Source organism: Aquicoccus sp. SU-CL01552, assembly GCF_040365005.1.
Classification (GTDB): domain Bacteria; phylum Pseudomonadota; class Alphaproteobacteria; order Rhodobacterales; family Rhodobacteraceae; genus Antarcticimicrobium.
Window position 1 is genome coordinate 83,043 of sequence record NZ_BAABWV010000008.1, and the last position, 25,255, is coordinate 108,297.

The 25,255-nt window shown below is 65.9% G+C and carries 26 protein-coding genes; 7 read left to right on the forward strand and 19 right to left on the reverse strand.

Annotation, left to right across the window (positions count from 1 at the left end):
- Positions 1-19: 19 nt before the first annotated feature.
- From deoD to ABWV23_RS10930, 3 genes are all read right to left on the reverse strand, one after another.
- Entirely contained in the window at positions 20-733 is a 714-nt protein-coding gene (gene deoD, locus ABWV23_RS10920) for a purine-nucleoside phosphorylase (RefSeq protein ID WP_353347589.1), read from the reverse strand.
- A gap of 18 nt (positions 734-751) precedes the next feature.
- The gene (locus tag ABWV23_RS10925) at positions 752-1,075 is read right to left on the reverse strand and encodes an H-NS histone family protein (protein WP_353347591.1); all 324 of its coding nucleotides are present in this window, start codon (positions 1,073-1,075) and stop codon (positions 752-754) included.
- A 106-nt stretch (positions 1,076-1,181) separates the two neighbouring features.
- Entirely contained in the window at positions 1,182-3,149 is a 1,968-nt protein-coding gene (locus ABWV23_RS10930) for a methylmalonyl-CoA mutase family protein (protein WP_353347593.1), read from the reverse strand.
- 194 nt (positions 3,150-3,343) lie between these two features.
- On the opposite strand from ABWV23_RS10930, the gene ABWV23_RS10935 reads away from it, so the two are divergent.
- From ABWV23_RS10935 to ABWV23_RS10955, 5 genes are all read left to right on the forward strand, one after another.
- The gene (locus ABWV23_RS10935; protein ID WP_353347595.1) at positions 3,344-4,708 is read left to right on the forward strand and encodes a 1-acyl-sn-glycerol-3-phosphate acyltransferase; all 1,365 of its coding nucleotides are present in this window, start codon (positions 3,344-3,346) and stop codon (positions 4,706-4,708) included.
- 155 nt (positions 4,709-4,863) lie between these two features.
- On the forward strand, positions 4,864-6,153 hold the full coding sequence (gene ccrA, locus ABWV23_RS10940; protein WP_353347597.1) for a crotonyl-CoA carboxylase/reductase: 1,290 nt from the start codon (positions 4,864-4,866) through the stop codon (positions 6,151-6,153).
- 149 nt (positions 6,154-6,302) lie between these two features.
- The gene (locus ABWV23_RS10945; RefSeq protein WP_353347599.1) at positions 6,303-6,479 is read left to right on the forward strand and encodes a hypothetical protein; all 177 of its coding nucleotides are present in this window, start codon (positions 6,303-6,305) and stop codon (positions 6,477-6,479) included.
- A 60-nt stretch (positions 6,480-6,539) separates the two neighbouring features.
- Positions 6,540-8,069 (forward strand): ATP-dependent DNA helicase, encoded by a 1,530-nt coding sequence (locus ABWV23_RS10950; protein ID WP_353347601.1) that lies wholly within the window; start codon positions 6,540-6,542, stop codon positions 8,067-8,069.
- Positions 8,066-8,800: an SDR family oxidoreductase gene (locus ABWV23_RS10955; protein WP_353347603.1), complete on the forward strand. Its 735-nt coding sequence runs from the start codon at positions 8,066-8,068 to the stop codon at positions 8,798-8,800. Before ABWV23_RS10950 ends, ABWV23_RS10955 begins: the two co-directional genes overlap by 4 nt.
- Before the next feature lie 9 nt (positions 8,801-8,809).
- Here ABWV23_RS10955 and ABWV23_RS10960 read toward each other — a convergent pair whose 3' ends face one another.
- From ABWV23_RS10960 to ABWV23_RS11020, 13 genes are all read right to left on the reverse strand, one after another.
- Positions 8,810-9,577, reverse strand: coding sequence for a TIGR02186 family protein (locus tag ABWV23_RS10960; protein ID WP_353347605.1), 768 nt, complete (start codon positions 9,575-9,577; stop codon positions 8,810-8,812).
- 3 nt (positions 9,578-9,580) lie between these two features.
- A complete protein-coding gene (locus tag ABWV23_RS10965; RefSeq protein ID WP_353347607.1) occupies positions 9,581-10,504 on the reverse strand; it encodes a sulfite exporter TauE/SafE family protein in 924 nt (307 codons plus the stop codon).
- 87 nt (positions 10,505-10,591) lie between these two features.
- Positions 10,592-11,527, reverse strand: coding sequence for a sulfite exporter TauE/SafE family protein (locus tag ABWV23_RS10970; RefSeq protein ID WP_353347609.1), 936 nt, complete (start codon positions 11,525-11,527; stop codon positions 10,592-10,594).
- 63 nt (positions 11,528-11,590) lie between these two features.
- A complete protein-coding gene (locus ABWV23_RS10975) occupies positions 11,591-12,598 on the reverse strand; it encodes an ABC transporter permease (protein WP_353347611.1) in 1,008 nt (335 codons plus the stop codon).
- Positions 12,598-13,692: an ABC transporter permease gene (locus tag ABWV23_RS10980; protein WP_353347613.1), complete on the reverse strand. Its 1,095-nt coding sequence runs from the start codon at positions 13,690-13,692 to the stop codon at positions 12,598-12,600. Before ABWV23_RS10980 ends, ABWV23_RS10975 begins: the two co-directional genes overlap by 1 nt.
- Positions 13,693-13,732: 40 nt before the next feature.
- Positions 13,733-15,271, reverse strand: a complete 1,539-nt coding sequence (locus tag ABWV23_RS10985) for an ABC transporter ATP-binding protein (RefSeq protein WP_353347615.1) — start codon at positions 15,269-15,271, stop codon at positions 13,733-13,735.
- Between the two features lie 73 nt (positions 15,272-15,344).
- The gene (locus tag ABWV23_RS10990) at positions 15,345-16,343 is read right to left on the reverse strand and encodes a BMP family lipoprotein (protein ID WP_353347617.1); all 999 of its coding nucleotides are present in this window, start codon (positions 16,341-16,343) and stop codon (positions 15,345-15,347) included.
- 155 nt (positions 16,344-16,498) lie between these two features.
- Complete coding sequence (locus tag ABWV23_RS10995) at positions 16,499-16,924, reverse strand: GNAT family N-acetyltransferase (RefSeq protein WP_353347619.1); 426 nt, start codon at positions 16,922-16,924, stop codon at positions 16,499-16,501.
- On the reverse strand, positions 16,921-17,571 hold the full coding sequence (gene tsaB / locus ABWV23_RS11000) for a tRNA (adenosine(37)-N6)-threonylcarbamoyltransferase complex dimerization subunit type 1 TsaB (RefSeq protein WP_353347621.1): 651 nt from the start codon (positions 17,569-17,571) through the stop codon (positions 16,921-16,923). Before tsaB ends, ABWV23_RS10995 begins: the two co-directional genes overlap by 4 nt.
- 17 nt (positions 17,572-17,588) lie before the next feature.
- Positions 17,589-18,152: a NifU family protein gene (locus tag ABWV23_RS11005; protein WP_353347623.1), complete on the reverse strand. Its 564-nt coding sequence runs from the start codon at positions 18,150-18,152 to the stop codon at positions 17,589-17,591.
- A 100-nt stretch (positions 18,153-18,252) separates the two neighbouring features.
- Positions 18,253-18,708, reverse strand: coding sequence for a universal stress protein (locus ABWV23_RS11010; RefSeq protein ID WP_353347625.1), 456 nt, complete (start codon positions 18,706-18,708; stop codon positions 18,253-18,255).
- 70 nt (positions 18,709-18,778) lie between these two features.
- Entirely contained in the window at positions 18,779-19,642 is an 864-nt protein-coding gene (locus ABWV23_RS11015) for a branched-chain amino acid aminotransferase (RefSeq protein WP_353347627.1), read from the reverse strand.
- A gap of 106 nt (positions 19,643-19,748) precedes the next feature.
- Entirely contained in the window at positions 19,749-20,207 is a 459-nt protein-coding gene (locus ABWV23_RS11020; protein WP_353347629.1) for an Lrp/AsnC family transcriptional regulator, read from the reverse strand.
- 152 nt (positions 20,208-20,359) lie between these two features.
- Between ABWV23_RS11020 and ABWV23_RS11025 the strand changes: the two genes are divergently transcribed.
- Complete coding sequence (locus ABWV23_RS11025) at positions 20,360-21,409, forward strand: Glu/Leu/Phe/Val family dehydrogenase (RefSeq protein ID WP_353347631.1); 1,050 nt, start codon at positions 20,360-20,362, stop codon at positions 21,407-21,409.
- A gap of 81 nt (positions 21,410-21,490) precedes the next feature.
- Here the strand turns inward: ABWV23_RS11025 and trpS are convergent, their stop codons facing one another.
- Positions 21,491-22,519 carry a tryptophan--tRNA ligase gene (gene trpS / locus ABWV23_RS11030; protein ID WP_353347633.1) on the reverse strand — a complete coding sequence of 343 codons (1,029 nt, stop codon included), beginning with the start codon at positions 22,517-22,519 and terminating at the stop codon, positions 21,491-21,493.
- A 105-nt stretch (positions 22,520-22,624) separates the two neighbouring features.
- Here trpS and ABWV23_RS11035 point away from each other — a divergent pair, with 105 nt between their 5' ends.
- A complete protein-coding gene (locus tag ABWV23_RS11035) occupies positions 22,625-23,311 on the forward strand; it encodes a rhomboid family intramembrane serine protease (protein ID WP_353347635.1) in 687 nt (228 codons plus the stop codon).
- A gap of 66 nt (positions 23,312-23,377) precedes the next feature.
- Here ABWV23_RS11035 and ABWV23_RS11040 read toward each other — a convergent pair whose 3' ends face one another.
- Positions 23,378-23,569, reverse strand: a complete 192-nt coding sequence (locus ABWV23_RS11040) for a YgaP family membrane protein (protein WP_353347637.1) — start codon at positions 23,567-23,569, stop codon at positions 23,378-23,380.
- 89 nt (positions 23,570-23,658) lie between these two features.
- Positions 23,659-25,203 carry a murein biosynthesis integral membrane protein MurJ gene (gene murJ / locus ABWV23_RS11045; protein WP_353347639.1) on the reverse strand — a complete coding sequence of 515 codons (1,545 nt, stop codon included), beginning with the start codon at positions 25,201-25,203 and terminating at the stop codon, positions 23,659-23,661.
- Positions 25,204-25,255: the final 52 nt, after the last annotated feature.

Below are 25,255 nucleotides of genomic sequence, written 5' to 3' on the forward strand. Positions count from 1 at the left end.
CCCAGGCGTGACCTTGGGGTCACTGCGCGTCGGGGAAGGCCGCGTTGAGGGCAATCTCGACCATGGCGCCAAAGCTGCGCTCGCGATCCTCGGAGGGCAGCGCCTCGCCGGTCAGCAGGTGATCGGAGACGGTCAGCACCGCCAGTGCCCGGCGGTTGTGGCGGGCGGCAAGCGTATAGAGTTCGGCGGCCTCCATTTCGACCCCGAGGATGCCGTGGCGCACCATCTGTTCGTTCAGGTCGGGGCGTTCGTCGTAGAAGGTGTCGGAGGAATAGATCCCGCCGATGTGGGTCCGGGTGCCCTGGGCCTCGGCAGCCGCTGCGGCGGCACGCAACAGGGTCCAGTCGGCGCAGGGGGCGAAGTTCACCTCGCGGAAGATGGTGGAGGAGGGGGAGGTGATGGTCGTCGCGGTCATGGCCAGGATCACGTCGCGCAGCCCGACATGATCTTGCATTCCACCGCAGGAGCCGATGCGGATCAGGGTTTGCGCGCCGAAATCGCGAATCAATTCATTGGCGTAAATCGACAATGACGGCATTCCCATGCCGCTGCCCTGGATGGTTACCAGGTTTCCATTCCAGGTGCCGGTAAATCCCAACATGCCGCGGGTGGAATTCACGTTTCGCACATCTGAAAGGAAAGTTTCCGCCGCCCATTTCGCGCGAAACGGGTCTCCCGGCAACAGAACCGTTTCGGCAATGTCACCGGGCGCAGCGCCAATATGAATTGTCATTGCAAGACCGTTGTTTCGTCAGATTTCCATTTCGGTGATATCGACGCCGCGGCTCAGCGCGTCATGCACCCATTGCGGTTTGCGTCCGCGGCCGGACCAGGTCTGATCGTGGTTGTCCGGGTTGCGGTATTTCGGTGCGGTCTTGGTCTGCTTTCCCGCCGTGCGGGACTTGGCATCGGCGGACAGTTCCGACAGGGAAAACCCGAATTCCGCGGCGGCCTTTTCCGCGGCGATCAGGGCCTCGCGCCGTTCGCGCTGTTCGGCGTTCTTGATGGCCTTGTCGAGGTTTTTCTTGAGGTCGAGCAATTCGGTGCGCGACAGGGCGGAAAGGTCTATTGCCATTGTTTTCTCCAAATATGATCAGATGCGCCGACATATAGGGTCGGCGCATTCTTTCGACAATAGCGATAAACCTGATGCGGATCAGCGTCAAATCAAGGTGGAGTTTCTATTCTGCCGCGATTTTTTCCGGATCGACCAGCAATACGATATCCCCCATTATCGTATTCAGCTCGAAATCCTTTGGCGTATAGATTTTTGCCACGCCCATTTCGCGCAATTTTTCGGCGTCATCCTCGGGAATGATGCCGCCGACGATCACCGGGATATGGGTCAATCCGGCGTCTTTCATGCGAATCATCACGTCTTCGACAAGGGGAATGTGGCTGCCGGAGAGGATGGAAAGGCCGACGACATGGGCGTTTTCCTCGATCGCCTTATCGACGATTTCCTGGGGTGTCAGGCGAATCCCCTCGTAAGAGATGTCCATTCCGCAATCTCGGGCGCGGAAGGCGATCTGTTCGGCGCCATTGGAATGGCCGTCGAGCCCGGGCTTTCCGACCAGGAATTTCAACCGGCGGCCCAGGCGATCGCTGACCGCGTCGACGGCGGCGCGCAACTCGTCGAGCCCCTCGGTCTTGTTCGAGACTGAACCGGAGACCCCGGTGGGTCCGCGATAGGTTCCGTGCACGGCGCGCATCTGTTCGGCCCATTCGCCGGTGGTGGCACCGGCCCGGGCGGCCGCGATCGAGGGTTCCATGATGTTGCGTCCCTCGCGCGCGGCCTGACGCAGGGCGGTGAGCGCGGCCTGCACGGCGGGTTCGTCGCGCTCGGCGCGCCAGGCGTTCAGGCGGTCGATCTGTTCCTGCTCGACGGCGGGATCGACGGTCATGATGCCGCCGTCGGCGCTCATCAGGGGCGAGGGTTCGGTGGTGGTAAACTTGTTGACACCGACGACCACGGTTTCGCCGGCCTCGATCCGGTTCAGCCGTTCGGCATTTGAATCCACCAGACGCGATTTCATGTAGTCGATCGCCTGGATCGCGCCGCCCATGCTGTCGAGATTGGCCAATTCCGCGCGTGCGCCCTGTTTCAATTCCTCGACCTTGGCATCCACGGCCGGATTGTTGTCGAACAGGTCGTCATATTCCAGAAGATCGGTTTCAAAGGCGAGGATCTGCTGCATGCGCATCGACCATTGCTGGTCCCAGGGGCGAGGCAGGCCCAGCGCCTCGTTCCAGGCGGGGAGCTGCACGGCCCGCGCGCGTGCCTTTTTCGAAAGGGTGACCGCCAACATTTCGATGAGAATGCGATAGACGTTGTTTTCGGGCTGCTGTTCAGTCAGCCCCAGCGAGTTGACTTGAACCCCATAGCGAAAGCGGCGGAATTTCGGATCGCTCACACCGTAGCGGGTTTCGCAGATCTCGTCCCAGAGATCGACGAAGGCGCGCATCTTGCACATTTCGGTGACGAATCGGATGCCCGCGTTCACGAAAAAGGAAATGCGTCCGACCAGGGCCGGGAAATCACCCTCGGGTACGCGCGGGCGCAACTCGTCCAGAACGGCAATGGCGGTGGCCAGCGCAAAGGCCAATTCCTGCTCGGGCGTGGCCCCGGCCTCTTGCAGGTGATAGGAACACACGTTCATCGGGTTCCATTTGGGCACGTTAGAGTAGCAGTATTCGGCCACGTCGGCGATCATTTTCAGCGACGGTTTCGGCGGGCAGACATAGGTGCCGCGCGACAGGTATTCCTTGATCAGGTCGTTTTGCACCGTGCCTTGCAGCTTGGCGACATCCGCGCCCTGTTCCTCGGCCACCGCGATATAGAGCGCCAGCAACCACGGTGCGGTGGCGTTGATCGTCATCGAGGTGTTCATCTGTTCCAGCGGGATCTGGTCGAACAGCATCCGCATGTCGCCAAGATGGCAGACCGGCACGCCGACCTTGCCGACTTCGCCGCGCGCCAGGGTGTGGTCGCTGTCATAGCCGGTCTGGGTCGGCAGATCGAAGGCCACCGAGAGCCCGGTCTGACCCTTGGCCAAGTTGCCGCGATACAGCGCGTTGGAGGCCTGGGCGGTGGAATGGCCGGCATAGGTGCGGATCAGCCAGGGGCGGTCTTTCTGGGTCTGGGTCATCGGGAACCTCTTTGGTCGGGGCCGCAAGAATATTTCGCTTTTCCGTTCTAAATCGCAATTATCGACGCATGTCAATTCGCTGCGTCGCGGCATCGAGTTTACGGCTGGTCCTGCGTTGCGGCGGGGGCGCATGTGCCGGCGTGTTGTGCACGGGGCCTCTTTCCCGCCGGGCCGGGTTGCGGCAAGGCTTGCACATGACCAAGACCGTCGAACTTCCGTTGTGGCTGTTTGCGCTGATCCTGCTGTTCGCGGCGGTGACCTTCGCCTCGCATTTCCTGTTTCCCTCGGTGCGCTGGTTCTTTCGGCGGCGGCTGGAGCGGGCGGTGGCGCGGCTGAACGAGCGGTTGGATCAGCCGATCCAGCCGTTCAAGCTGACCCGCCGGTACGACATGATCCAGCGGATCATCTACAACCCGCAGGTCAGCCAGGCGATCGCCGATCATGCCCGGGCCGAGGGTATCCCCGAGAACGTGGCGTTCCAGCAGGCCCGCCGCTATGCGCGCGAGATCGTGCCGTCGTTCTCCGCCTCGCTTTATTTCGGGGTCGCGATCCGGGCAGCGCGGTTCCTGAGCAATGCGTTGTATCACGTGCGGCTGCGGCAGCTGGACGAACCGGCGCTGCGTGCCATCGACCGGGAGGCGACGGTGGTGTTCGTGATGAACCACCGCAGCAACATGGATTACGTGCTGGTCACCTATCTGGCGGCGGAGCGCTCGGCGCTGTCTTACGCGGTGGGGGAATGGGCGCAGGTTTGGCCGTTGAGCCGGTTGATCCGGGCGATGGGGGCATATTTCATCCGGCGCCGGTCGCGCAACGACCTCTATCGCGCGGTGCTGGCCTGTTACGTGCGACTGGCCACCGATGCCGGGGTGACCCAGGCGATGTTCCCCGAGGGCGGGCTGAGCCTGACCGGGGCGCTGATGCCGCCGAAACTGGGGCTGTTGAAATACATCGCCGCCGGGTTCGATCCCGACGGGCGCGACGTGGTGTTCGTGCCGGTGGCGCTGAACTACGACCGGGTGTTGGAGGATCGCATCCTGATCTCGGCGGACAAGGGGACCGGGCGGCGGTTCAATGCCCGGATCGGGGTGATCGCGCGCCATGTGTTGCGACAGCTCGGGTTGTGGGCCACCGGGCGGTACCGTCGCTTTGGCGAGGCGGTGGTCACCTTTGGCGCGCCGCTGTCGCTGGCCGCGTTGCAGGCCAAGGGCGAGGGCGATGTGACCGACCGGTTGGCCGAAACGCTGATGCGGCGGATCGCCGACGGGGTTCCGGTGCTGCCGGTGCCGCTGGTGGCCTGGTTGATGCTTACCTACGGGACCATGACCCGGGCCGAAGTCGATGCCCGGGCCCGCGCCGCCTTGTCGACGCTGCCGGCCTCGACCGTGGGCCGGTTCGCGGCCGACCCGCATGCCGCGACCGAGGCCGGGTTGCGCGCGCTTTGCGAACAGGGCGCCATCCGATCGGAGCAGGGGCGCTATGCCCCCGATCCGCAGGGGGGCGACCTGTTGCAATTCTACGCCAACTCGATCCGCCATCTGATGCCGGCCGAAGGTTAGGGCATTCTGCGAGTGCGAAGAGGTTTCTGCGTTCGCAGGGTCATAAAATTACAAAATCGGACAAAACACTATTGCATTGTTGCGCGGCTATTCATATCCCATCCAGAGAGCCGCGATTCTGCATCGCGGCACAAGGGATGTAGAAGGAGGCCATCATGGCTTTGGACACCAACGGCGGTATCGCGCCGTACGAGGCGCCTGAAAAAGATCTCTACGAGATGGGGGAAATGCCTCCCCTGGGGCATGTGCCCAAGCAGATGTATGCTTGGGCCATCCGCAAGGAACGCCATGGCGATCCTGACAGCGCGATGCAGCTTGAAGTCGTGGACACCCCGACGCTGGACAGCAACGAGGTGCTGGTCATGGTGATGGCGGCGGGCGTCAACTATAATGGTGTCTGGGCCGCGCTGGGCCAGCCGGTCAGCCCGTTCGACGGCCACAAGCAGCCCTATCATATCGCCGGCTCTGACGCCGCCGGTATCGTCTGGGCGGTTGGTGACAAGGTCAAACGCTGGAAGGTCGGCGACGAGGTGGTGGTCCACTGCAACCAGGATGACGGCGACGACGAGGAATGCAACGGCGGCGACCCGATGTTCTCGTCCAGCCAGCGGATCTGGGGCTATGAGACCCCGGATGGCTCGTTCGGGCAGTTCACCCGGGTGCAGTCGCAGCAGTTGATGCCGCGTCCCAAGCACCTGACCTGGGAGGAAAGCGCCTGTTACACGCTGACGCTGGCCACCGCGTACCGGATGCTGTTCGGCCATCACCCGCATGATCTGAAGCCGGGCCAGAACGTTCTGGTCTGGGGCGCTTCGGGCGGGCTGGGCTCCTTTGCGATCCAGTTGATCAATACCGCCGGCGCCAACGCGATCGGCGTGATCAGCGACGAGGACAAGCGCCAGTTCGTCCTCGACCTTGGTGCCAAGGGGGTGATCAACCGCAAGGATTTCAATTGCTGGGGGCGGCTGCCCACGGTCAATACGCCGGAATACAACACCTGGCTGAAAGAGGCGCGCAAGTTCGGCAAGGCGATCTGGGAGATCACCGGCAAGGGCGTGAGCGTCGACATGGTGTTCGAGCATCCCGGAGAGGCGACCTTCCCGGTGTCGTCGCTGGTCTGCAAGAAGGGCGGCATGGTTGTGATCTGCGCCGGCACCTCGGGGTTCAACTGTACTTTTGACGTTCGCTACATGTGGATGCACCAGAAGCGCCTGCAGGGGTCGCATTTCGCGCATCTCAAGCAGGCGGCCTCGGCCAACCGGCTGATGCTGGAGCGGCGGATTGATCCCTGCATGTCCGAGGTGTTCACCTGGGACGACCTGCCCCTGGCACACATGAAGATGCTGCGCAACGAGCACAAGCCGGGCAACATGTCGGTGCTGGTGCAATCGCCGCAGACCGGGTTGCGCACTTTTGAAGAGGTGCTCGAAGCCGGCCAGAAGTAATTTCATTTTGAAACAATTGGGCCCCGCGGCGTTAACGCATCGCGGGGCCTTTCTTATGCCGTTTTGTCAAGATGGGGCTTTAAAAATTACGCTTCAGGTTGTTATGATCTGGCCGATAAAATCCTCTAACGAGTATCATTATGACCCGAATGCATTGGATTCTGGCTGTTTTGCAGGATTTGCGAGCCTATGCATCCGACAACGACCTGCGCCGACTGGAGCAGCACCTGGGGCAGGCCTTCGAAATCGCCTGCAGCGAACTGGCCGAGAACGACGGTGACACATGTGACGAGAAGGTTGAGCAAAGCGACGCCGGTGCGGATTAGGCGGCGCAGCGCGGCGGCTTCTGTCTGGCGCAGGCGGGGGTGGCGCGATAGGGTCGCGCCATGACCGAGATGACCATCACCTTTTCCGACGACCAGGCCACCGCCTATGACAGCGTGGCCGAGATGCTGCGCGGGGCCGGGGTCGATCTCGACGACGGCACGCTGGCTCCGCCGACGGACAAGGGCGCCGGGGTGATGGCGTTGATCGGCAAGGCGGGCTCGGGCAAGACATTGCTCCTGGCCGAACTTTACAAGGCGCTGGAAGAGGCCGGCGTCGATGTGGTTTCAGGCGATTACGAGGGGCGCAAGCGGCGCGACCGGCGCACGCTGGCGATCCTGGCGCCGACCAACAAGGCGGCCAGCGTCCTGCGGTTTCGCGGTGTTCCGGCAACCACCATTCACCGCATTCTCTATACCCCGGTCTATGACCCGGAGTACGAGCGCATCGCCGAATGGCTGGCCGGGAACGGCGAACGGCCCGAGATCGAGGGGCTGAGCGACGCGGCGCTGGACCGGGCGCATGCGTTCTACCAGAACAACAAGTCGATCCCGGGCGCGCTGGCCGCTGCCGGATTGCGCGGATCGGATTTCATCACCGGCTGGAAACGGCGCGAGGATCCGCTGGACATCGGGTTCGTCGACGAGGCCTCGATGCTGGACGATCGCCAGTTCAATGACCTGAAGGAGATCTTTCCCAACCTGCTGCTGTTCGGAGACCCGGCGCAGCTGGCGCCGGTGAACCAATCGGGCGCCATGGTCTTTGACACGATGCCCGAGGGCCGCAAGCTGGAGTTGCACCGCATTCACCGGCAAGAGGCGGACAACCCGATCCTCGACCTGGCGCACGCACTGGCCGACCCGCAGCTGGGGTTCGAGGATTTCGAGCGCATGGTCGAGGACAAGGCCCGGCAGGACGACCGGGTGGTCTGGGGCCAACGGGTCGAGGTCGACCTGATGGCGCGCAGCCCGGTACTGGTCTGGCGCAACGCCACCCGCATCCGGCTGATCACCGCCTTTCGGTCGGTACATGGCGCGCCGGAGGATGACCTTCTGGCGGGCGAGCCGCTGATCTGCGACGGGATCGAACTGCCGCTGAAACACCGCAAGAAACGGCTGGATCTCGAGGCGCGCGGCCTGATCAAGGGCGCGCAGGTGATCTATCTTGGCGCCGGGCGCAAACCGGGGTTTTCGCGCCTGCACGTGATCGGGGCCGAGGACCCGCAGGTCAGCGCCGCCTCGATCATCAAGATCGAGAAGCCGGATGAGGAAGAGCCGTTCATTCCCTTCGCGGCGCGGATGGGGGCGACCTTTCTGCACGGGGCGGCGGTTACCATCCACAAGGCGCAGGGCAGCCAGTGGGACACGGTGCAGGTATTTGCCCCTGATCTCTATGCCGCCGCGCGCATGGGCCGGGTCGAGGCGGGCCAGCCGCTATGGAAACGGCTGGCCTATGTGGCGATCACCCGGGCGCAGGAGCGGCTGATCTGGGTGGTGCGCAACCGGCTGTCGAAACCGACCTATCCGCTGCGGGTGGACGATTTGCGCGCGGCCGCCCCGGCGCCGCTCGAATTGCAGGTGGAGGAGACATGAAGAGCATCCTGATCACCGGCGCCAGTTCCGGCATCGGTCGCGCCACCGCCGAATTGTTCCTGCGCGAGGGCTGGCGGGTGGGCCTGCTGGCACGCCGCGCCGAGGCGTTGGAACAGGTCGCGGCGGGGCAGGCGGGCGCGGTGGTGCTGCCGGCCGATGTCACCGACCCGGCGGAGGTCGAGGCGGCCTTTGACAGCTTTATCGCAACCGCCGGGCGGCTTGATGTGCTGTTCAACAACGCCGGTATCTTCACGCCCGCCGGAACCATCGACGAGATCGCACTGGACGACTGGTTCCGCGCGGTCAACGTGAACCTCAACGGCATGTTCCTGTCCGCGCGGTCGGCTTTCGCGGCGATGCGGTCGCAAGACCCGCAGGGCGGGCGCATCATCAACAACGGCTCGATCGCCGCCCATGTGCCGCGGCCGCATTCGGTGCCCTACGCAGCGACCAAGCACGCGATCACCGGGCTGACCCGCAGCCTGTCGCTGGACGGGCGGCCCTTTGACATCGCCTGCGGGCAGATCGACATCGGCAACGCACGCACGCCGATGGTGGCCGAGCTGGCCGAGCGCCAGCAGGCCGAGGCCCCGGACGCGCCGCCAATGGATACGATGGCGGTTGAGGACGCGGCAAAATCGGTGCTGCACATGGCCAGCCTGCCGCTGGAGGCGAACGTGCAGTTCATGACCGTGATGGCGACCAAGATGCCCTATATTGGGCGCGGCTGAGACCCGGGATCAACGGTTCCTGAGCGCGGTGAAGGCCGCCGAGGCCCCCCAGCCGGCGATGATGGCGATGGCCAGTGACATCAGCCCGTACAGCACCGGTTGCTGCCGCGACAGCACGAACAGCCAGCGTTCCAGCCCGACCTTGCGCACGTCGATGGTGGTTTCGTATTGGCTGATGACCTCGCCTTGCCGGGTGAGAAAGATCCGCGTGGCATAGGCGCCCTCGATCAGGTCGGCAGGCATCTTGATGGCGGTGCGGAACAGGGTCTGTTCGTCCAGCACGATCTTGCCCTCGAGCATCTGGTAGAGGTCGGCGTTGCGGCGGATGCGGATCAGCGCCTCGGTGAATTCGGGGGCGTCGCGGATTTCCATCGGGGCACCGACCGACCGGATCGCCCGGCCGATGCTGATCTTGTGGCGCAGGTCCTCGGTGTCGGACAGGACGTCGTTCCACGCGCCGGTGGTGGCCACCGCATAGAACGAGGGGGCGGCATCGACCTCGATCGCCTCGGCGTTGACCCAGATGCCGAACCGGTTGGCCTTGCGCCGCACCACCACCGGGTTCGAGGGGCCGGCGATGGTGATGATGATCTCCAGCGGGTCCTCGGGGATCGGGGTTTCCCGCTTGACCGCGCCGAAGATCAGGATCTCCGAGCCGTCGAAGCTGGTGGTGATCGAGACCCGGTCGCTGGACAGGCCGAGCACAACCTCTTCGCCGGTGGCAAGAGCCGAAAGCGGCGTCAGCAGCAGGGCGAACAGGAGGGCAAGGAAGCGCATCGCTCAGTGCCCCCCGGCCGGCCCGAGGGTATAAAGCTCGGACGGTTGCAGCAGAAGATCCGCGGCCAGCTTGCCGCAGACCACCAGGACCATCAGCGCCAGCAGGATGCGCAGTTGCTCGGCCTTGAGGCGCAGCCCGATCTGGGTGCCAATCTGTGCCCCCACGACGCCGCCCACCAGCAGCAGCACCGCCAGCACGATATCGACGGTAAAGTTGGTGGTGGCGTGCAGCATGGTGGTGAAGGCGGTGACCAGGATGATCTGGAACAGCGAGGTGCCGACCACCACCTTGGTCGGCATGCCGAGGATATAGATCATCGCCGGCACCATGATGAAGCCGCCGCCGACCCCCATGATCGCGGCCAGGATGCCCACGAGGATGCCGACGCAGATCGGCGGGATCACCGAGATATAAAGGCCCGAGGTGCGAAACCGCATCTTGAACGGCAGCGCGTGGACCCAGCTGCGCTGGCGTCGCTTCGGCGCCGAGCCGCCCGTGGCCCTGCGGGCCTTGCGCAGGGCCTGCAGGCTTTCCATGAACATTAGCCCGCCAACGACGCCGAGAAATACCACGTAGCACAGCCGCACCAGCAGATCGACCTGGCCGAGGCTCTTGAGATAGTTGAACACCAGCACCCCGAAGGCCGCGCCGATCAGCCCGCCGAGTTGCAGCACCAGGCCCATCTTTATGTCGACGGTTCGCCGTCGGAAATGCGCGAGCACGCCGGAGAACGAGGAGGCGACGATCTGGTTGGCCTCGGTCGCCACGGCCACGGCGGGGGGGATGCCGATAAAGAACAACAGCGGTGTCATCAGGAACCCGCCGCCGACCCCGAACATGCCCGAGAGTATGCCCACCAGACCGCCGAGCCCGAGAAGAACAAGGGCGCTGACCGAAGTCTCGGCGATTGGCAGGTAAATTTGCATGGAACTATCTAACCCCGGTTTTCTTGCCGATCAAAGCTGAAAACCGCGCTAACGCGGAGAGGTGAACGTCAGAGTGACGCCGGGGCCTCAATGGCGGCCGGGTTCAGACAGCGCGAACAGCTCGGCCGGCTGGAGCAGAAGATCCAGCGCGATCTTGCCGCAAACCGCCAGCACCAGCCCCGCCAGCAGCACGCGCAACTGCTCGGCCTTGAGCCGCAGCCCGATCTGGGCCCCGATCTGTGCCCCCAGCACGCCGCCCAGGATCAGATAGACCGCCAGGACGGTATCCACCGTCTGGTTGGTGGTGGCATGCAGCATGGTGGTGAAGGCGGTGACGAAGAGGATCTGGAACAGCGAGGTGCCGACAACCACCTTGGTCGGCATGCCGAGGATATAGATCATCGCCGGCACCATGATGAAGCCGCCGCCGACCCCCATCACCGCCGACAACACCCCCACCGCCAACCCGACCAGCAGCGGCGGGATCACCGACATGTACTGACCCGAGGTGCGAAAGCGCACCTTGAACGGCAGCGCATGGACCCAGGTGCGCGCGGGGCGCTTGCGCTTGGGGGCGGTGTCGGGATTGCGGGCCTTGTTGCGCGCCTTGCGCAGGGCATTCAGGCTCTCGATGAACATCAGCGCGCCGACGACGCCGAGGAAGACCACGTAGCACAGCTGCACCAGCAGATCGACCTGGCCCAGGCTCTTGAGATAGTTGAACACGAAGACGCCCAACCCCGATCCGGCCAGCCCGCCGACCAGCAGCACCGACCCCATGGCCAGGTCGACCGTGCGGCGCCGGAAATGGGCGAGGACCGCCGAGAAGGAGGTCGCCACGATCTGGTTGGCGCCGGTGGCCACGGCCACCGCGGGGGGCACGCCGATGAAGAACAGGAGCGGCGTGATCAGGAACCCGCCACCGACCCCGAACATGCCCGACAGCATCCCGATCAGCCCGCCCAGACCCAGAAGCACGTATGCATTCACGGAGACTTCGGCGATTGGCAGATAGATATGCATGGTCCCTGTTAGTCCTCTGCAAGATGCCGGGTCAATCTGCCAGGCTGCCGCAATGCGCCGCGGTCAGCGTTCCTTCACATAGGGTTCGCCCCCGGCGCGCGGCGGAATCGCCTTGCCCACGAAGCCCGCCAGGATGACGACGGTGAGGATATAGGGCAGGGCGTCCATCACCTGCACCGGGATCACCACACCGCCGATGTCGATGTTCTGATAGCGCAGCGCCACCGCCTGCAGGAACCCGAACAACAGGCAGGCCCACATCGCGTGCCAGGGCCGCCACTTGGCAAAGATCAGCGCGGCCAGCGCGATGAAGCCGCGCCCGGCGGTCATTTCTTTGACGAAACCGGCCTGGAGCGCGGTGGCCAGGTAGGCCCCGGCGATGCCGCAGAGCAGCCCGCAGATCGCCACCGCGGCATAGCGCAGCCCGACCACCGAGACACCGGAGGTATCGACCGCCGCCGGGTTCTCGCCGACCGCGCGCAGGCGCAGGCCGAAGCGGGTGCGGAACAGCACCCACCAGGTCGCCGGCACCGCCAGAAAGGCGGCATAGACCAGGATCGAGTGCCCCGAGATCAGGTCGGAATAGACCTGGTGCAGGGGACTGGCCTCGGCGATCAGGTCCGAGACCGGGCGGCCGGTGGTCTCGGCGTCGGCCGGGCCGATGGCGCCGGGAAACTCCAGGCCGGGAAACCGGCCTTGTCCGAACAGCGAGGGGGTGCGCCCGCCCTGGCGGAACCAGTCCTGCGCGATCAGCACGGTCATGCCCGAGGCGAGAAAATTGATCGCCACGCCGGAAATCAGCTGGTTGCCGCGAAAGGTGATCGAGGCCAGCCCGTGCAACCCGGCCAGCACCATGGACGAGGCGATGCCCGCCAGCAGCCCCAGCCAGACCGAGCCGGTGACCGAGGCGATCGCCGCCGAGAAGAAGGCCGCCATCAGCATCTTGCCCTCGAGCCCGATGTCGAAGATCCCGGCACGTTCCGAGAACAGGCCGGCAAGGCAGGCCAGCAGCAGCGGCGTAGACAGCCGGATGGTGCTGTCGAACACCTGGATGAGCGTCAGGAAATCCATCACGCGCGCCCCTTCCGCAGGCTGAGGAACAGTTTTTCGAGCGGCATCCGCACCATGTTGTCGAGCGCCCCGGTGAACAGGATCACCAGCGCCTGGATCACCACGATCAGCTCGCGCGGGATCGTCGTCCAGAGCGCCAGTTCGGCGCCGCCCTGGTAGAGAAAGCCGAACAGGATCGCGGCGAGAAAGACGCCGAACGGGTGGCTGCGCCCCATCAGCGCCACCGCGATGCCGATGAAACCCGCGCCCTCGGTCGCGTTCAGAACTAGCCGTTCGGCCTCGCCCATCACGTTGTTGATCGCCATCATACCTGCCAGACCGCCCGAGATCAGCATGGCGATCATGGTGATCCGCACCGGTGAGATGCCGGCATAGAGCGCGCCGGTCTCGGAATGGCCATAGGCGCGGATCTCGTAGCCCAGCCGGGTGCGCCAGATCAGCAGCCAGACCAGCACGCAGGCGGCGATGGCGACCAGCAGGCTGACATTGGCCGGTGCCGCCTTGGAAAAGCTGATGCCGATGGGCGCCAGCAGCTCATGCAGGGTGGGCAGGTGCACCGCCTCGGGGAACCGCGCGGTGGCCGGGTCCATCGAGCCTTTTGGCCGCATCAGGTTGACCAGCACGTAGTTCAGCACCGCCGAGGCGATGAAGTTGAACATGATCGTGGTGATCACGATATGGCTGCCGCGTTTGGCCTGCAGCCAGGCGGGGATCGCCGCCCAGGCCGCGCCGAACAGCGCCGCCAGCCCGGTTGCCCCGATCAGCGCCAGCGACCAGTGCGGCCAGGGGATGTAAAGGCACATCAAGGCCACGCCGAGGCCCCCCAGCATCGCCTGCCCTTCGCCACCGATGTTGAACATCCGGGCGTGAAAGGCGACGGCGACCGCCAGCCCGGTGAACATGAAGTTGGTGGCGTAATAAAGCGTATAGCCCCAGCCGTAGGTCGAGCCGAGCGCGCCGGCGACCATCAGCTTGACCGCCGCGACCGGATCCTCGCCGATGGCAAGGATGACCAGCGCCGAGAGCCCGGCGGCAAGGATCAGGCTGATCAGCGGGATCAGGACCACGTCGGCCCACTTTGGCATCTTGTCCATCAACGGACCTCTTCGATTGGGGCGCCGAACCGGGTCCGCATCACGCCGCCTCTCCCGAGACGCCGGCCATCAGCAGGCCCAGCTCGGTCTCGTCGGTTTCGGCGGGCAGGCGTTCGCCCATCATCTGGCCGTCGAACATCACCGCGATCCGGTCCGAGAGCGACAGGATCTCGTCCAGCTCGACACTGACCAGCAGGATCGCCGCCCCCTGGTCGCGCAGGGCGACGATCTGGCGGTGAATGAACTCGATCGCGCCGATGTCCACCCCGCGGGTGGGCTGGCCCACCAGCAAAAGGTCGGGGTTGCGCTCGATCTCGCGGGCCACCACGATCTTCTGCTGGTTGCCACCCGAGAAATTCTTGGCGGTCAGCCAGGGATCGGGTGGACGGACGTCGAACTTGTCCATCTTGGCCTGCGTGTCGCGCTGCAGGGCGGCGTTGTCCATCAGCAGGGCGTTACGTTGAAACGCCGGGTCGTGGTGATAGCCGAAGGCGGTGTTCTCCCAGGCGTGGAACTCCATGATCAGCCCCTCGCGCTGGCGGTCCTCGGGGACATGGGCGATCCCGGCGGCGCGGCGCGACTGGCCGTCGGCCCCGCCCCCCTCCAGCGGCAGCGGCGTGCCGTTGAGCGTGAGGCTGCCGGTGCCGGGCCGCATGCCGCCCAGTACCTCGAGCAGTTCCGACTGGCCGTTGCCGGCCACCCCCGCGATGCCGAGGATCTCGCCCGCGCGCAGGCTCAGGTCGATGCCCTTGACGCGTTCGACGCCCTTGTTGTCCTGCACGCGCAGGTTCCTGGCTTCAAGCACCGTCTTGCCGGGCCGCGCGGGCGCTTTTTCGACCTGCAACAGCACCTTGCGGCCCACCATCAGCTCGGCCAGTTGCTCGGGGCTGGTGTCGCCGGTCTTGACCGTTGCGGTCATCTCGCCGCGCCGCATCACGCTGACGGTGTCGGTGATCTCCATGATCTCGCGCAGCTTGTGGGTGATCAGGATGATGGTCTTGCCCTCGGCGCGCAGGTTGTCGAGGATGCGGAACAGGTGGTCGGCCTCGGCCGGGGTCAGCACGCCGGTGGGCTCGTCGAGGATCAGGATATCGGCCTGCCGGTAAAGCGCCTTGAGGATCTCGACCCGCTGCTGCATGCCGACGCCGATCTGGTCGATGCGGGCGTCGGGGTCGACGTTCAGTTCGTACTCGGTCGCAAGGTCGGAGAGCAGCTTGCGCGCGCGCGCCAGCGAGGGGCGCAGAAGCCGCCCCTGTTCGGCGCCCAGCACGACGTTTTCCAGAACGGTGAAATTCTCGACCAGCTTGAAATGCTGGAACACCATGCCGATGCCGGCGGCGATGGCGGCCTGGCTGTCGGGGATCTCGGTCTTTTGGCCGTGAACGAAGACCTCGCCAGCGTCGGCCTTGTAAAAGCCGTAAAGGATGCTCATCAGCGTGGATTTTCCGGCGCCGTTTTCACCGATGATACCGTGGATCGTGCCCGGCATCACCCGGATCGAGATATCCTTGTTGGCCTGCACCGGGCCGAACGCCTTGGAGATGCCGCGCAGTTCGATGGCTGGTGATGTGCCGGTCATTGGGCCCCCAACTGAAAACGCGGACCGTGCAGTGCGATCCGCACGGCCCGCTTGTCGATGCTCCGGGTCGGGATCAGTAGTCCAGGACCGGGCAGCTGTCGTTTTCGTAGTAGCTGGTGACCTTGAGATCGCCGGCGATGATCTTTTCGCGGGCCGCGTCCACGGTGGCTTTCATCTCCGGGGTGATCAGCGCGGCGTTGTTGTCATCCAGCGCATAGCCGACACCGTCCTCGGCGAGGCCCAGAACGAAGACGCCGGTTTCCACGTCGGCACCGGCCTTCATCGCGTCATAAACGGCGACGTCGACGCGTTTCAGCATCGAGGTCAGCACCTTGCCCGGGTGCAGGTGGTTCTGGTTGCTGTCGACGCCGATCGACAGGATCCCCTCGTCGGCGGCGGTCTGCAGCACGCCCACGCCGGTGCCGCCGGCAGCGGCATAGACCACGTCGGCGCCCTGGCTGATCTGCGCCTTGGTCAGTTCCGAGCCCTTGACCGGGTCGTTCCAGGCGGCGGGGGTGGTGCCGGTCATGTTGGCGATGATCTTGGCGTCCGGGTTGACCGCCTTGACGCCCTGGGCATAGCCGCAGCCGAAGTGGCGGATCAGCGGCACGTCCATGCCGCCGACAAAGCCGACGGTGCCGGACTTGGAGGCCATCGCGGCCAGCATGCCGACAAGGTAGGAGCCCTCATGCTCGGCAAAGCCGATCTGGCGGATGTTGTCGCCTTCGATCCAGGTCACGTCGACGACCACGAACTTGGTGTCGGGATAGTCGGGGGCGACGCTGCTCAGCGGGTCGGCCATGGCAAAGCCCATGGTGATGATCGGGTTGGCGCCGGCCTCGGCGAAGCGGCGCAGTGCCTGTTCGCGCTGGGCTTCGGACTGCAGTTCGATCTCGCGGAAGCTGCCGCCGGTCTCGTCGGCCCAACGCTGTGCCCCGTTGAAGGCGGCCTCGTTGAAGCTCTTGTCGAACTTGCCGCCCAGGTCGAAGATCAGCGCCGGTTCGGCCAATGCGGCCCCGGCGCTCAGGGCGATCGCGGCGGCGGCGCCCATCAGGGATTTCATGAGGGTCATCGTTATACTCCCGTTGATTTTTCTGCTTGCGGAGCGCGGCAGGCCCAGGGGGCATGGATGCGCGCCGATCATTCTGACCCGTCAATTTAGGCCGCAGCGCGCGCGGTCGGTCAACCCGCTTTTGACCAGACGGTTCAAGTTTCGGTGTCCTGACCTCAGGGCAGGTCGCGCGACATCACCACTGCATCGCAAGCGGGCAGGCCCGGCCGGGAATAATAACCGGGGCGTTTGCCGGTCTCGGCGAATCCCGTCGCGTGGTAGAGCGCCCGGGCCGCGGGGTTGTCGGCGGCCACCTCGAGAAAGGCGCGGGTCGCGCCACGGGTCACGGCCGCGTCCATCCATGCCGCCATGCGATCGCGGGCCAGCCCCTGCCGCCGGTGCGCGGGGTCGGTGGCGATGGTGAGCAGTTCGGCCTCACCGGCGATCACACGGACCAGCGCGAAACAGGCGGCATCGCCGACGGCGAAACAGCCGGGCGTGGCTAGCAGATCGGTGAATTCCTCGCGTCGCCAGGGGCGCGACGGGGCAAAGGCGGCGGCATGGGTTTCGGCCATCGCCTCGGGCGTCGGGGCGGCGGTCATCCGTCCAACAGCACCGGCGGCACCTCGCGCGAGGGGGCGGCGTCGGCGGGGCGGACATAGAGCGGCTTGGGCCGGGGTAGGTCCGGCCCGGCCCGACGCGCGGCGGCCCGCGCGATGGCCTCGGCCAGCGGATAGGCGGGGGATAGGGCACGCCCACCGGTCAGCTGCGCCAGCGTGTCGGCCTCGGCGCCGACCACGTCCAGCCCGCTTTCCGCGATCTCGGAGGCCAGCGCGTCAGGCAGAACCGGCCCCAGGGGCGAAGCGTCCGGCGCATCGAGATAGACCGCCCCGCGCGGGGCCGACACGGTGGCGAGAACAGGGGGCACCGCCCCCTCGCGCAGGGCGTCGAAGCTGGAGATCCCAACCGCCGGAATGCCGAGACCCAGCGCAAGGCCGCGCGCGGCAGAGACCGCGATGCGGATGCCGGTGAAATTGCCCGGGCCGACGCCGACGCCGATGGCGGTCAGGTCGCGCCAGGTCACGCCGGCCTCGGCCAGCAGCTCCTCGAGCATCGGGAACAGCCGTTCGGCCTGGCCGCGGCCCATCTCCTCGCCGCGCGTGGCAAGGAGGCGTTCGCCCGACAGCAAGGCGGCCGCGCAATGCGCGGCCGAGGTGTCGAACGACAGGATCAGGGGGGCGTGTGCCATGGACCCGGGTCGCCCGGTCAGACCGAGACCGGGCGCACTTCGACCACTTCGGGAATGTAGTGGCGCAGCAGGTTCTCGATACCCATCTTCAGGGTCAGCGTGGACGAGGGGCAGCCGGCGCAGGCGCCCTGCATGTGCAGGTAGACGACGCCGCGGTCAAAGCCGTGAAAGGTGATGTCGCCGCCGTCCTGGGCCACGGCGGGGCGCACGCGGCTGTCCAGAAGTTCCTTGATCTGGCCGACGATCTCGGAATCCTCGCCGCTGAACTCGGCATGGCCCGAGGCGGGGTCGCCCGCGCCCTCCATCACCGGGGCGCCGGACTGGAAATGCTCCATCACCGCGCCCAGGATCGCCGGCTTGATGTGGTCCCACTCGACATCGTCGGTCTTGGTGACGGTGACGAAATCATTGCCGAAGAACACGCCCGTGACGCCGTTGACGGCAAAGATGCGGCTGGCCAGAGGTGAGGTTTTCGCCGCCTCGGCCGAGGCAAAATCGGCGGTGCCGGCCTCCAGAACGGTCTGGCCGGGCAGGAACTTCAGGGTTGCCGGGTTCGGGGTCGATTCGGTCTGGATAAACATCTGGTATGCACCTTTGCTGGTTGTCCCCTATATGCGATTGCGGCCGCAAGGCGTCAAGGTTTGGAATGGTTCTAACCTGTGCCCTGCGCGGCCAGATCGCTCAGGTGATCGCCTCGAGCTTTTCCTTGCTCAGGTCGCCCGGAACGATGGTGATCGGGATCGGCAGGCTGCCCGAGCTTTTCGTCATCTGGGTGACAAGCGGCCCCGGACCCTTGCGCCCGGTGCCGGCGCCCAGCACCAGGATGCCGATCTCGGAGTCCTCTCGGACCTGCTCGATGATCTCATCCACCGGCTCGCCCTCGCGGATGATCAGCTCCGGGTCGACGCCCTGCTTGTCGCGCATCCACTTGGCGAAGACCTCGAAATGGGCGTGGATCCGTTCGCGGGCCTCTTCGCGCATCACCTCGCCGACTCCGATCCAGTGGTTGAACTCTTCCGGCGGGATCACCGAGAGGATGGCCACGCCGCCGCCGGTATGGGCGGCGCGCATGGCGGCGAACCGCATGGCGTTCAGGCATTCGCGGCTGTCGTCGAGCACGACGAGAAACTTGCGCATCGGGGGCGTCTCCTTGCGCGCGGATGATGCCCGATCCGATGGGGTCAGGCAAGCGCGGGCTTCGCGGCGGTCAGCTTTCCGACATGGCCCAGTCCCAGTACATCTCGCGCACGCGGCGGGTGACCGGGCCGATCTGGTACTGGTTTTCCTCGAAGGCGCTGACCGGGGTCACCTTGCTCATGTTGCCGGACAGGAAGATCTCGTCGGCGGCCTCGAAATCGGCAAAGCTCAGCACGGTTTCATGCACCGTCATGCCGTCGGCGCGCATGTGCTTCATGTGGCGCGCGCGGGTGATCCCGGCCAGGAAGGTGCCGTTGGCGATCGGCGTGAACACCTCGCCATCCTTGACCATGAAGACGTTGGCGGTGGCGGTTTCGGCGACATTGCCCATGGCGTCGCCGACCAGCGCGTTGTTGAAGCCCTTGGCGCGGGCCTCGGCCAGCATGCGCGCGTTGTTGGGATAAAGACAGCCGGCCTTGGCGTTGACCACCGCGTCCTCGAGCACCGGGCGGCGGAACCGGGTGCGGGTCAGTGTCACGCAGGCCTCGGGCGGGGCCATCGGGATCTCTTCCAGGCAGACGGCAAAGCCGGTCGTGTCCTTTTGCGGGATGATCGCGGTGGCATCGCCGTCGATGCCCCAGTACATCGGCCGGATGTAGACCGCCGCGCCCTTGTCATAGGCCTCGAGCCCCTCCTTGACGATCTCGACCATCTGCGCGGTCTCGACCGTGGGGGTCAGCATCAGCGCCTCGGCCGAGCGGTTGACGCGGGCGCAATGGGCGTCGAGGTCGGGCATCACCCCGTCGACGAAGCGCGCGCCGTCGAACACCCCCGAACCCAGCCAGGCGCCGTGATCGGCGGCCCGCATGATCGGGGTGTCGCCGTCGTGCCAAGTGCCGTTGAAATAGGTGCGGATGTTGGTGCCGGTTGCCATGATGCTCTCCTTGCTTCGGGCGGACGTTAGAAAGAAGCCGGGGCAAGGTCCAGCCCCCGGGATGTCGCGCCCGGTTGGTTCCGGCCAAGTCCCGATCCGGCCCCGGTCAGCCGCGCATCGGTAGGGCCGACCGCCGCACCATGGTGCGCAACGCGAAATTCGAGCGCAGGTTGCGGATTCCGGGGATCTGCATCAAGCGGTTTTCGAGAAAGGCGTCGAAGGCGGTCAGGTCGGCGCAGACCACCCGCAGCAACACGTCGCGCGACCCGGTCATCAAATAGCATTCCATCACTTCGTCGCAGGCCCCGATGGCGCGTTCGAAGGCGTCGATCGCGGCGCGGTCCTGCCGGCTGAGTTCGACCGAGACGAAGACCGAGACGGGCAGCCCCAGTTTCTCGGCATCGACCCGGGCGCCGAAGCCGGTGATCACCCCCTCGGCCTGCAGCCGTTCCAACCGCCGCGCGCAGGGCGTGGGAGAGAGGCCGGCGGCCTCGGCCAGCTCGGCGATCTTCATGCGCCCGTCGCGCTGTAACGCGTGGATGATTTTGCGATCAATCCTGTCCATGCAGATTTTCCCTAACTGGGTGTCCAATAGTGGTGGAAACCTCCAAAATCTCAGGTCTCCACGCGCATCATTGGTGAAAATCGATCCCATTGGAATGGCAGAGTTCATCGGGAAACCCAGGAAGACACACCCAGGCAGACGGAGAGATGAAGATGGAGCTCACCCAGATCGAGAGCGGGGAACACGAACAGGTCTTGCGCGTGCAGGACGCCGACAGCGGCCTGATCGGCATCATCGCCATTCACTCGACCCGGCTCGGCCCGGCCGCCGGCGGGCTGCGGATGCGGGCCTATCCGGACGAGGCGGCGGCGCTGGAGGATGCGCTGCGACTGTCGCGCGGCATGACCTTCAAGAATGCGGCGGCGGGGTTGCCGCTGGGCGGCGGCAAGGCGGTGATCATCGGTGATCCGGCGCGCGACAAGTCGCCGGCGCTGCTCTCGGTCTTTGGGCGCGCGGTCGAGGCGCTGGGCGGGCGCTACTGGACCGCCGAGGACATGGGGATGACGCCGCAGGACATGGCGCGGATCGGCACCGAGACACGGTTTGTCGCTGGGCTGGCCGATGGCGCCTTTGCCAGCGGCGACCCCTCGCCGGTGACCGCGCGCGGCATCTTCAACGCGATCCGCACCACCGCGCGGCACCGGTTCGGCGCGCCCGAACTTGCCGGGATGCGGGTGGCGGTGCAGGGGCTGGGCCATGTGGGGCTGCACCTGTGCGAGTTGCTGCACGGGGCCGGGGCGGCGTTGACCGTGGCGGATATCCACGACGCGGCGGTGCAGGAGGCGCAGGCGCGGTTCGGCGCGCGGGCGGTGGCGCCGGACCAGATCCTGACGGTCGAGGCCGAGATCCTCGCGCCCTGCGCCATCGGCGCGATCCTGAACGCGGCCTCAATTCCCGATCTGCGGGTTCAGGCGGTGGCGGGCGGCGCCAACAACCAGCTAGCCACGGCCGAGGACGGCGCGCGGCTGCACGCGCGCGGCATTCTCTATGCGCCGGATTTCATTGCCAACGGCGGCGGCATCATCAATGTGGCGACCGAGATCCTGCGGATTGCGGACCGGCCGGCCTGGGTGGCGGAGAAGCTGGAGGAGCTGGACGCGACGATGGACCGAACCCTGACCCGCGCGCGGCAAAGGGACGTGAGCCCCAATGACGTCGCCGAGGAGATCGCGTCCGAGCGGCTGCGCCCGGATGTCGCCTGAGCCGCCGCCACAGATCGTGCGAAAAACGGCCCGGATCGTACAAGACGTCCGGGCCGTGGTTTTGCGGGCTGAAACGCCGGGTCAGCCCTCGACCGGGCCGACCATCCCGACGATGTCATAGGTCTTGCGCAGGATCGGCGCGGTGATCGCGCGGGCGCGTTCGGCGCCCCGGCTAAGAATGCGGTCGATCTCGTCCTGTTCGCCCATCAGGCGGCTCATCTCGCCGGCAATGGGGGCGAGCTTGGCCACCGCCAGATCGGCGAGCAGGGGCTTGAAGGTGGCAAAGTTCTGGCCGGCGTGATCGGCGATCACCTGTTCCACCGTGGTATCGGCCAGTGCCGCGTAGATGTTGACCAGGTTGCGTGCCTCGGGCCGTTCCTCGAGCGCGTCGGTGTTGTCCGGCAGCGGCTCGGGGTCGGTCTTGGCCTTGCGGATCTTCTTGGCGATGGTGTCCGCATCGTCGGTCATGTTGATCCGGCTGGCATCCGAGGGATCGGATTTCGACATCTTCTTGGAGCCGTCGCGCAGGCTCATCACCCTTGTCGCGGCGCCTTCGATCACCGGTTCGGTGAGCGGGAAGAAATCGACGCCGTAGTCGTGGTTGAACTTGGCGGCGATGTCGCGGGTCAGTTCCATGTGCTGTTTCTGGTCCTCGCCCACCGGCACATGGGTGGCGTGGTAGATCAGGATGTCGGCGGCCATCAGCGAGGGGTAGGCGAGCAGCCCGAGCGAGGCGTTCTGCTGGTTCTTGCCGGCCTTGTCCTTCCACTGGGTCATGCGCTGCATCCAGCCCATGCGCGCGACGCAGTTGAAGATCCAGGCCAGCTGGGCGTGTTCGGGCACCTGGCTCTGGTTGATGAGAATGGATTTCTCGGGGTCGATCCCCGAGGCGATGAAGCCGGCGCAAAGCTCGCGCGTGGCGCGGCGCAGATCCTCGGGGTTTTGCCAGACGGTGATCGCGTGCAGGTCGACCATGCAATAGATCGACTCGATGCCGTTGTTCTGCGCATCAGCGAACCGCTTGAGTGCGCCGAGATAATTGCCCAGGTGCAGGTTGCCGGAGGGCTGGATTCCGGAAAACACCCGCGGTGTGAACGTGGTCTCGGTCATCTTGCGACAACTCCCGTCTGGATAAATGGACCCGTGTCGCTTACCCATGGCACCGGGTGGCGTCAACCGGCGCCAGCCGGCAGGCAGGCATGAGGAGATCCGAGCATGGACCAAGAGCCGCATAACGGGGCGGTCAACCCGCTGCCGCCGGTGGTGGCGGCGCTGTTCCTGGTGATCATGGGGATCGAGATTGCCTTTTTCCTCGGCGCGCGCGGGATCGTCGGCGGGCCGGCGGCGGTGGGCTGGCGGCTGTCGGCGATCCAGTCCTATGCGTTTTCGGGCGAAATCTTCGACTGGATGCGGGACAGCGGCGTCTGGCCGGTCGAGCATCTGATCCGCTTCGTCTCCTACAGTTTCGTGCACACCTCTTTCACCCATGCGCTGTTCGTCGGGGTCTTTGTCCTGGCGATGGGCAAGATGGTGGCCGAGGTGTTCGGCGGCCTTGCGATGCTGGCGGTCTTCCTGGTGTCGGCGGCGGGTGGTGCGTTGATCTACGCGCTGTTGCTGGATGATCCGATGCCGCTGGTGGGCGGGTTTCCCGCCGTCTACGGGCTGATCGGGGCATTCACCTTCATCCTGTGGCGGCGGCTGGGCATGGTCGGTGCCAACCAGTCGCGGGCGTTCTCGCTGATCGCGATGCTGATGGGCATCCAACTGGTGTTCGGGCTGGTCTTTGGTGGCAGCGCCGACTGGGTCGCCGACCTGGGCGGCTTTGCCACCGGTTTCGCGCTGTCGTTCTTCGTCTCGCCGGGCGGCCTGGCGCGGTTGCGTGGCAAGATCCGGCACGAGTAGGGGCGCGCAGGGCCGCCCGCCGATCTGCCGGCGGGCGTGATCGCATGCGCATGATGCGCGGTTTTGTTATTTCTTCATCGGGCAGGTGCTGAAGCCCAGCAACCGGTACAGCGGGCAATATCCCGCCAGGCCGGTCAGCAGTGGGATCAATCCGACCAGGCCCCACATGGTCTTGGGGCCGATGAAGATCAGCGACAGCAGCGCGAGTCCAAAGACGATGCGGAGGATGCGGTCGAGGGCGCCTTCGTTACGCAACATGGCGTTTTCCTTTCAGGGAATCACTTTAACGAAGGGGGATAATACGCCAATGCGCGCGGCATGGTCTTGGTTAAGTTGTCGCGGGGGATTCAGCCGCCGCGCCGCAGGGCGCTGCGGAACTCGGACAGGCGCACCGCGCCGATGACATGGGCGGTGGCGAAATAGACCACGATGCCGACCCCCACCAGCCCGGCCAGCGCCAGGTAGCGCAGCCCGCCGGTCTCGAGCGCCTGCGTCAGCCCGTTGGCGGCGGCCCAGAGCGCGGCGCCCATGATCCCGGCGGCCAGGCAGATGCGCCAGATGCGGCCGTGAAACCGGCTGTCGAACCGGGCCACGTCGCCGAACTGCCGACCGCCGCGCGCCAGCAGCAGCACCATCGCCCAGCCTGCCGCCGTGGTGGCTACGGCAGGGGCGAGCCAGCCCAGCACCGGGGCCAGCCCGATCGCGGCGACCGCATTGATCGCCATCGCCACCAGCGCATAGCGGAACGGCGACCTGGTATCCTCGCGCGCGAAGAACAGCGGTTGCAGGATCTTCTGCAGCACGAAGGCGGGCAGGCCGAGACCATAGATCGCCACCGCCTGCGCGATGGCGGCACTGTCGGCACCGGTGGTCTCGCCGCGTTGGAACAGTACCGCGACCAGCGGTAGCGGGATCACCATCAGCGCCACGGCGGAGGGGATGGTCAGCGCCAGCGAGACCTCGGCGGCGCGGCTCAGCGCGTGGCGCCCGCCGGTGTCGTCCCGGGCCGCCAGCCGGCGCGAGAGGTCGGGCAGCAGCACCACGCCGATGGCGATGCCGACCACGCCCAGCGGCAGTTGATAGAGCCGGTCGGCGGCATAAAGCCAGCCCACCGCGCGGTCGAAATAGCTGGCCACCTGCTGGCCGACCAGCAGGTTGATCTGGACCACGCCGCCGGCCAGCGCGGCGGGAATTGCCACCCGCACCAGCCGGGCCAGTTCCGGCGTCCAGCGCGGGCGGCGCGGGCGCAGCGGGAACCCGGCCTGTGCCGAGGCGCGCCAGACCAGCGCCAGTTGCGCCACGCCGGCCAGCGGAATCGCCCAGACCAGCGCCCGGGCGACATCCGCGCCGACCCAGTGCGCGACGGCCATCGCCGAGACCAGGGTCACGTTCAGCAGCACCGGCGCGGCGGCGGCGGCGGCGAACCGCCCGGTGGCGTTGAGGATGCCCGAGAACAGCGCCGCCAGCGAGATGAACAGGATATAGGGAAAGGCGATGCGCCCGAAATCCACCGAAAGCGCGAACTGCTCCTGCCCGGAAAAGCCGCTGGCCATGGCAAAGATCAGCCAGGGCATCGCCGCCTGCGCGATCAGCGTCAGCACGATCAGCACCGAGGCCAGCCCGCTGAGCGAGTCCTCGGCAAAGCGCTGCGGGCTCTCGCCGGTTTCGAATTTCTTCGAGAACATCGGCACGAAGGCCATGTTGAAGGCGCCTTCGGCAAAGAAGCGCCGGAACAGGTTGGGCAGCCGGAAGGCGACCACATAGGCCTCGTACAGCGGGCCGGTGCCGAGCAGGGCGAGGATCATCGCGTCGCGCACGAACCCCAGTACGCGGCTGGCTAGGGTCCAGACGCCGACGGTAAAGAACCCGGACATCAGGCGGATCGGTTTCATCCTGTGGTCACGCGGGCTGGGGTCGGCACTGGGCGTACTTTCTTGCTGTTTC

Excerpts from the sequence above, each read along its gene's own strand:
- ABWV23_RS10970 (WP_353347609.1), bottom strand. The coding sequence starts at position 11,527 with ATGCATATCTATCTGCCAATCGCCGAAGTCTCCGTGAATGCATACGTG.
- ccrA (WP_353347597.1), top strand. The coding sequence starts at position 4,864 with ATGGCTTTGGACACCAACGGCGGTATCGCGCCGTACGAGGCGCCTGAA.
- ABWV23_RS11010 (WP_353347625.1), bottom strand. The coding sequence starts at position 18,708 with ATGCGCAAGTTTCTCGTCGTGCTCGACGACAGCCGCGAATGCCTGAAC.
- ABWV23_RS10935 (WP_353347595.1), top strand. The coding sequence starts at position 3,344 with ATGACCAAGACCGTCGAACTTCCGTTGTGGCTGTTTGCGCTGATCCTG.
- ABWV23_RS10980 (WP_353347613.1), bottom strand. The coding sequence starts at position 13,692 with ATGGACAAGATGCCAAAGTGGGCCGACGTGGTCCTGATCCCGCTGATC.
- ABWV23_RS10930 (WP_353347593.1), bottom strand. The coding sequence starts at position 3,149 with ATGACCCAGACCCAGAAAGACCGCCCCTGGCTGATCCGCACCTATGCC.
- ABWV23_RS11035 (WP_353347635.1), top strand. The coding sequence starts at position 22,625 with ATGGACCAAGAGCCGCATAACGGGGCGGTCAACCCGCTGCCGCCGGTG.
- ABWV23_RS11020 (WP_353347629.1), bottom strand. The coding sequence starts at position 20,207 with ATGGACAGGATTGATCGCAAAATCATCCACGCGTTACAGCGCGACGGG.
- ABWV23_RS11005 (WP_353347623.1), bottom strand. The coding sequence starts at position 18,152 with ATGTTTATCCAGACCGAATCGACCCCGAACCCGGCAACCCTGAAGTTC.
- ABWV23_RS10975 (WP_353347611.1), bottom strand. The coding sequence starts at position 12,598 with ATGGATTTCCTGACGCTCATCCAGGTGTTCGACAGCACCATCCGGCTG.
- ABWV23_RS10995 (WP_353347619.1), bottom strand. The coding sequence starts at position 16,924 with ATGACCGCCGCCCCGACGCCCGAGGCGATGGCCGAAACCCATGCCGCC.
- ABWV23_RS10965 (WP_353347607.1), bottom strand. The coding sequence starts at position 10,504 with ATGCAAATTTACCTGCCAATCGCCGAGACTTCGGTCAGCGCCCTTGTT.
- ABWV23_RS10945 (WP_353347599.1), top strand. The coding sequence starts at position 6,303 with ATGCATTGGATTCTGGCTGTTTTGCAGGATTTGCGAGCCTATGCATCC.
- ABWV23_RS10950 (WP_353347601.1), top strand. The coding sequence starts at position 6,540 with ATGACCGAGATGACCATCACCTTTTCCGACGACCAGGCCACCGCCTAT.
- ABWV23_RS10990 (WP_353347617.1), bottom strand. The coding sequence starts at position 16,343 with ATGACCCTCATGAAATCCCTGATGGGCGCCGCCGCCGCGATCGCCCTG.
- murJ (WP_353347639.1), bottom strand. The coding sequence starts at position 25,203 with ATGAAACCGATCCGCCTGATGTCCGGGTTCTTTACCGTCGGCGTCTGG.
- deoD (WP_353347589.1), bottom strand. The coding sequence starts at position 733 with ATGACAATTCATATTGGCGCTGCGCCCGGTGACATTGCCGAAACGGTT.
- ABWV23_RS11040 (WP_353347637.1), bottom strand. The coding sequence starts at position 23,569 with ATGTTGCGTAACGAAGGCGCCCTCGACCGCATCCTCCGCATCGTCTTT.
- ABWV23_RS10925 (WP_353347591.1), bottom strand. The coding sequence starts at position 1,075 with ATGGCAATAGACCTTTCCGCCCTGTCGCGCACCGAATTGCTCGACCTC.
- trpS (WP_353347633.1), bottom strand. The coding sequence starts at position 22,519 with ATGACCGAGACCACGTTCACACCGCGGGTGTTTTCCGGAATCCAGCCC.
- ABWV23_RS10960 (WP_353347605.1), bottom strand. The coding sequence starts at position 9,577 with ATGCGCTTCCTTGCCCTCCTGTTCGCCCTGCTGCTGACGCCGCTTTCG.
- tsaB (WP_353347621.1), bottom strand. The coding sequence starts at position 17,571 with ATGGCACACGCCCCCCTGATCCTGTCGTTCGACACCTCGGCCGCGCAT.
- ABWV23_RS11025 (WP_353347631.1), top strand. The coding sequence starts at position 20,360 with ATGGAGCTCACCCAGATCGAGAGCGGGGAACACGAACAGGTCTTGCGC.
- ABWV23_RS10955 (WP_353347603.1), top strand. The coding sequence starts at position 8,066 with ATGAAGAGCATCCTGATCACCGGCGCCAGTTCCGGCATCGGTCGCGCC.
- ABWV23_RS10985 (WP_353347615.1), bottom strand. The coding sequence starts at position 15,271 with ATGACCGGCACATCACCAGCCATCGAACTGCGCGGCATCTCCAAGGCG.
- ABWV23_RS11015 (WP_353347627.1), bottom strand. The coding sequence starts at position 19,642 with ATGGCAACCGGCACCAACATCCGCACCTATTTCAACGGCACTTGGCAC.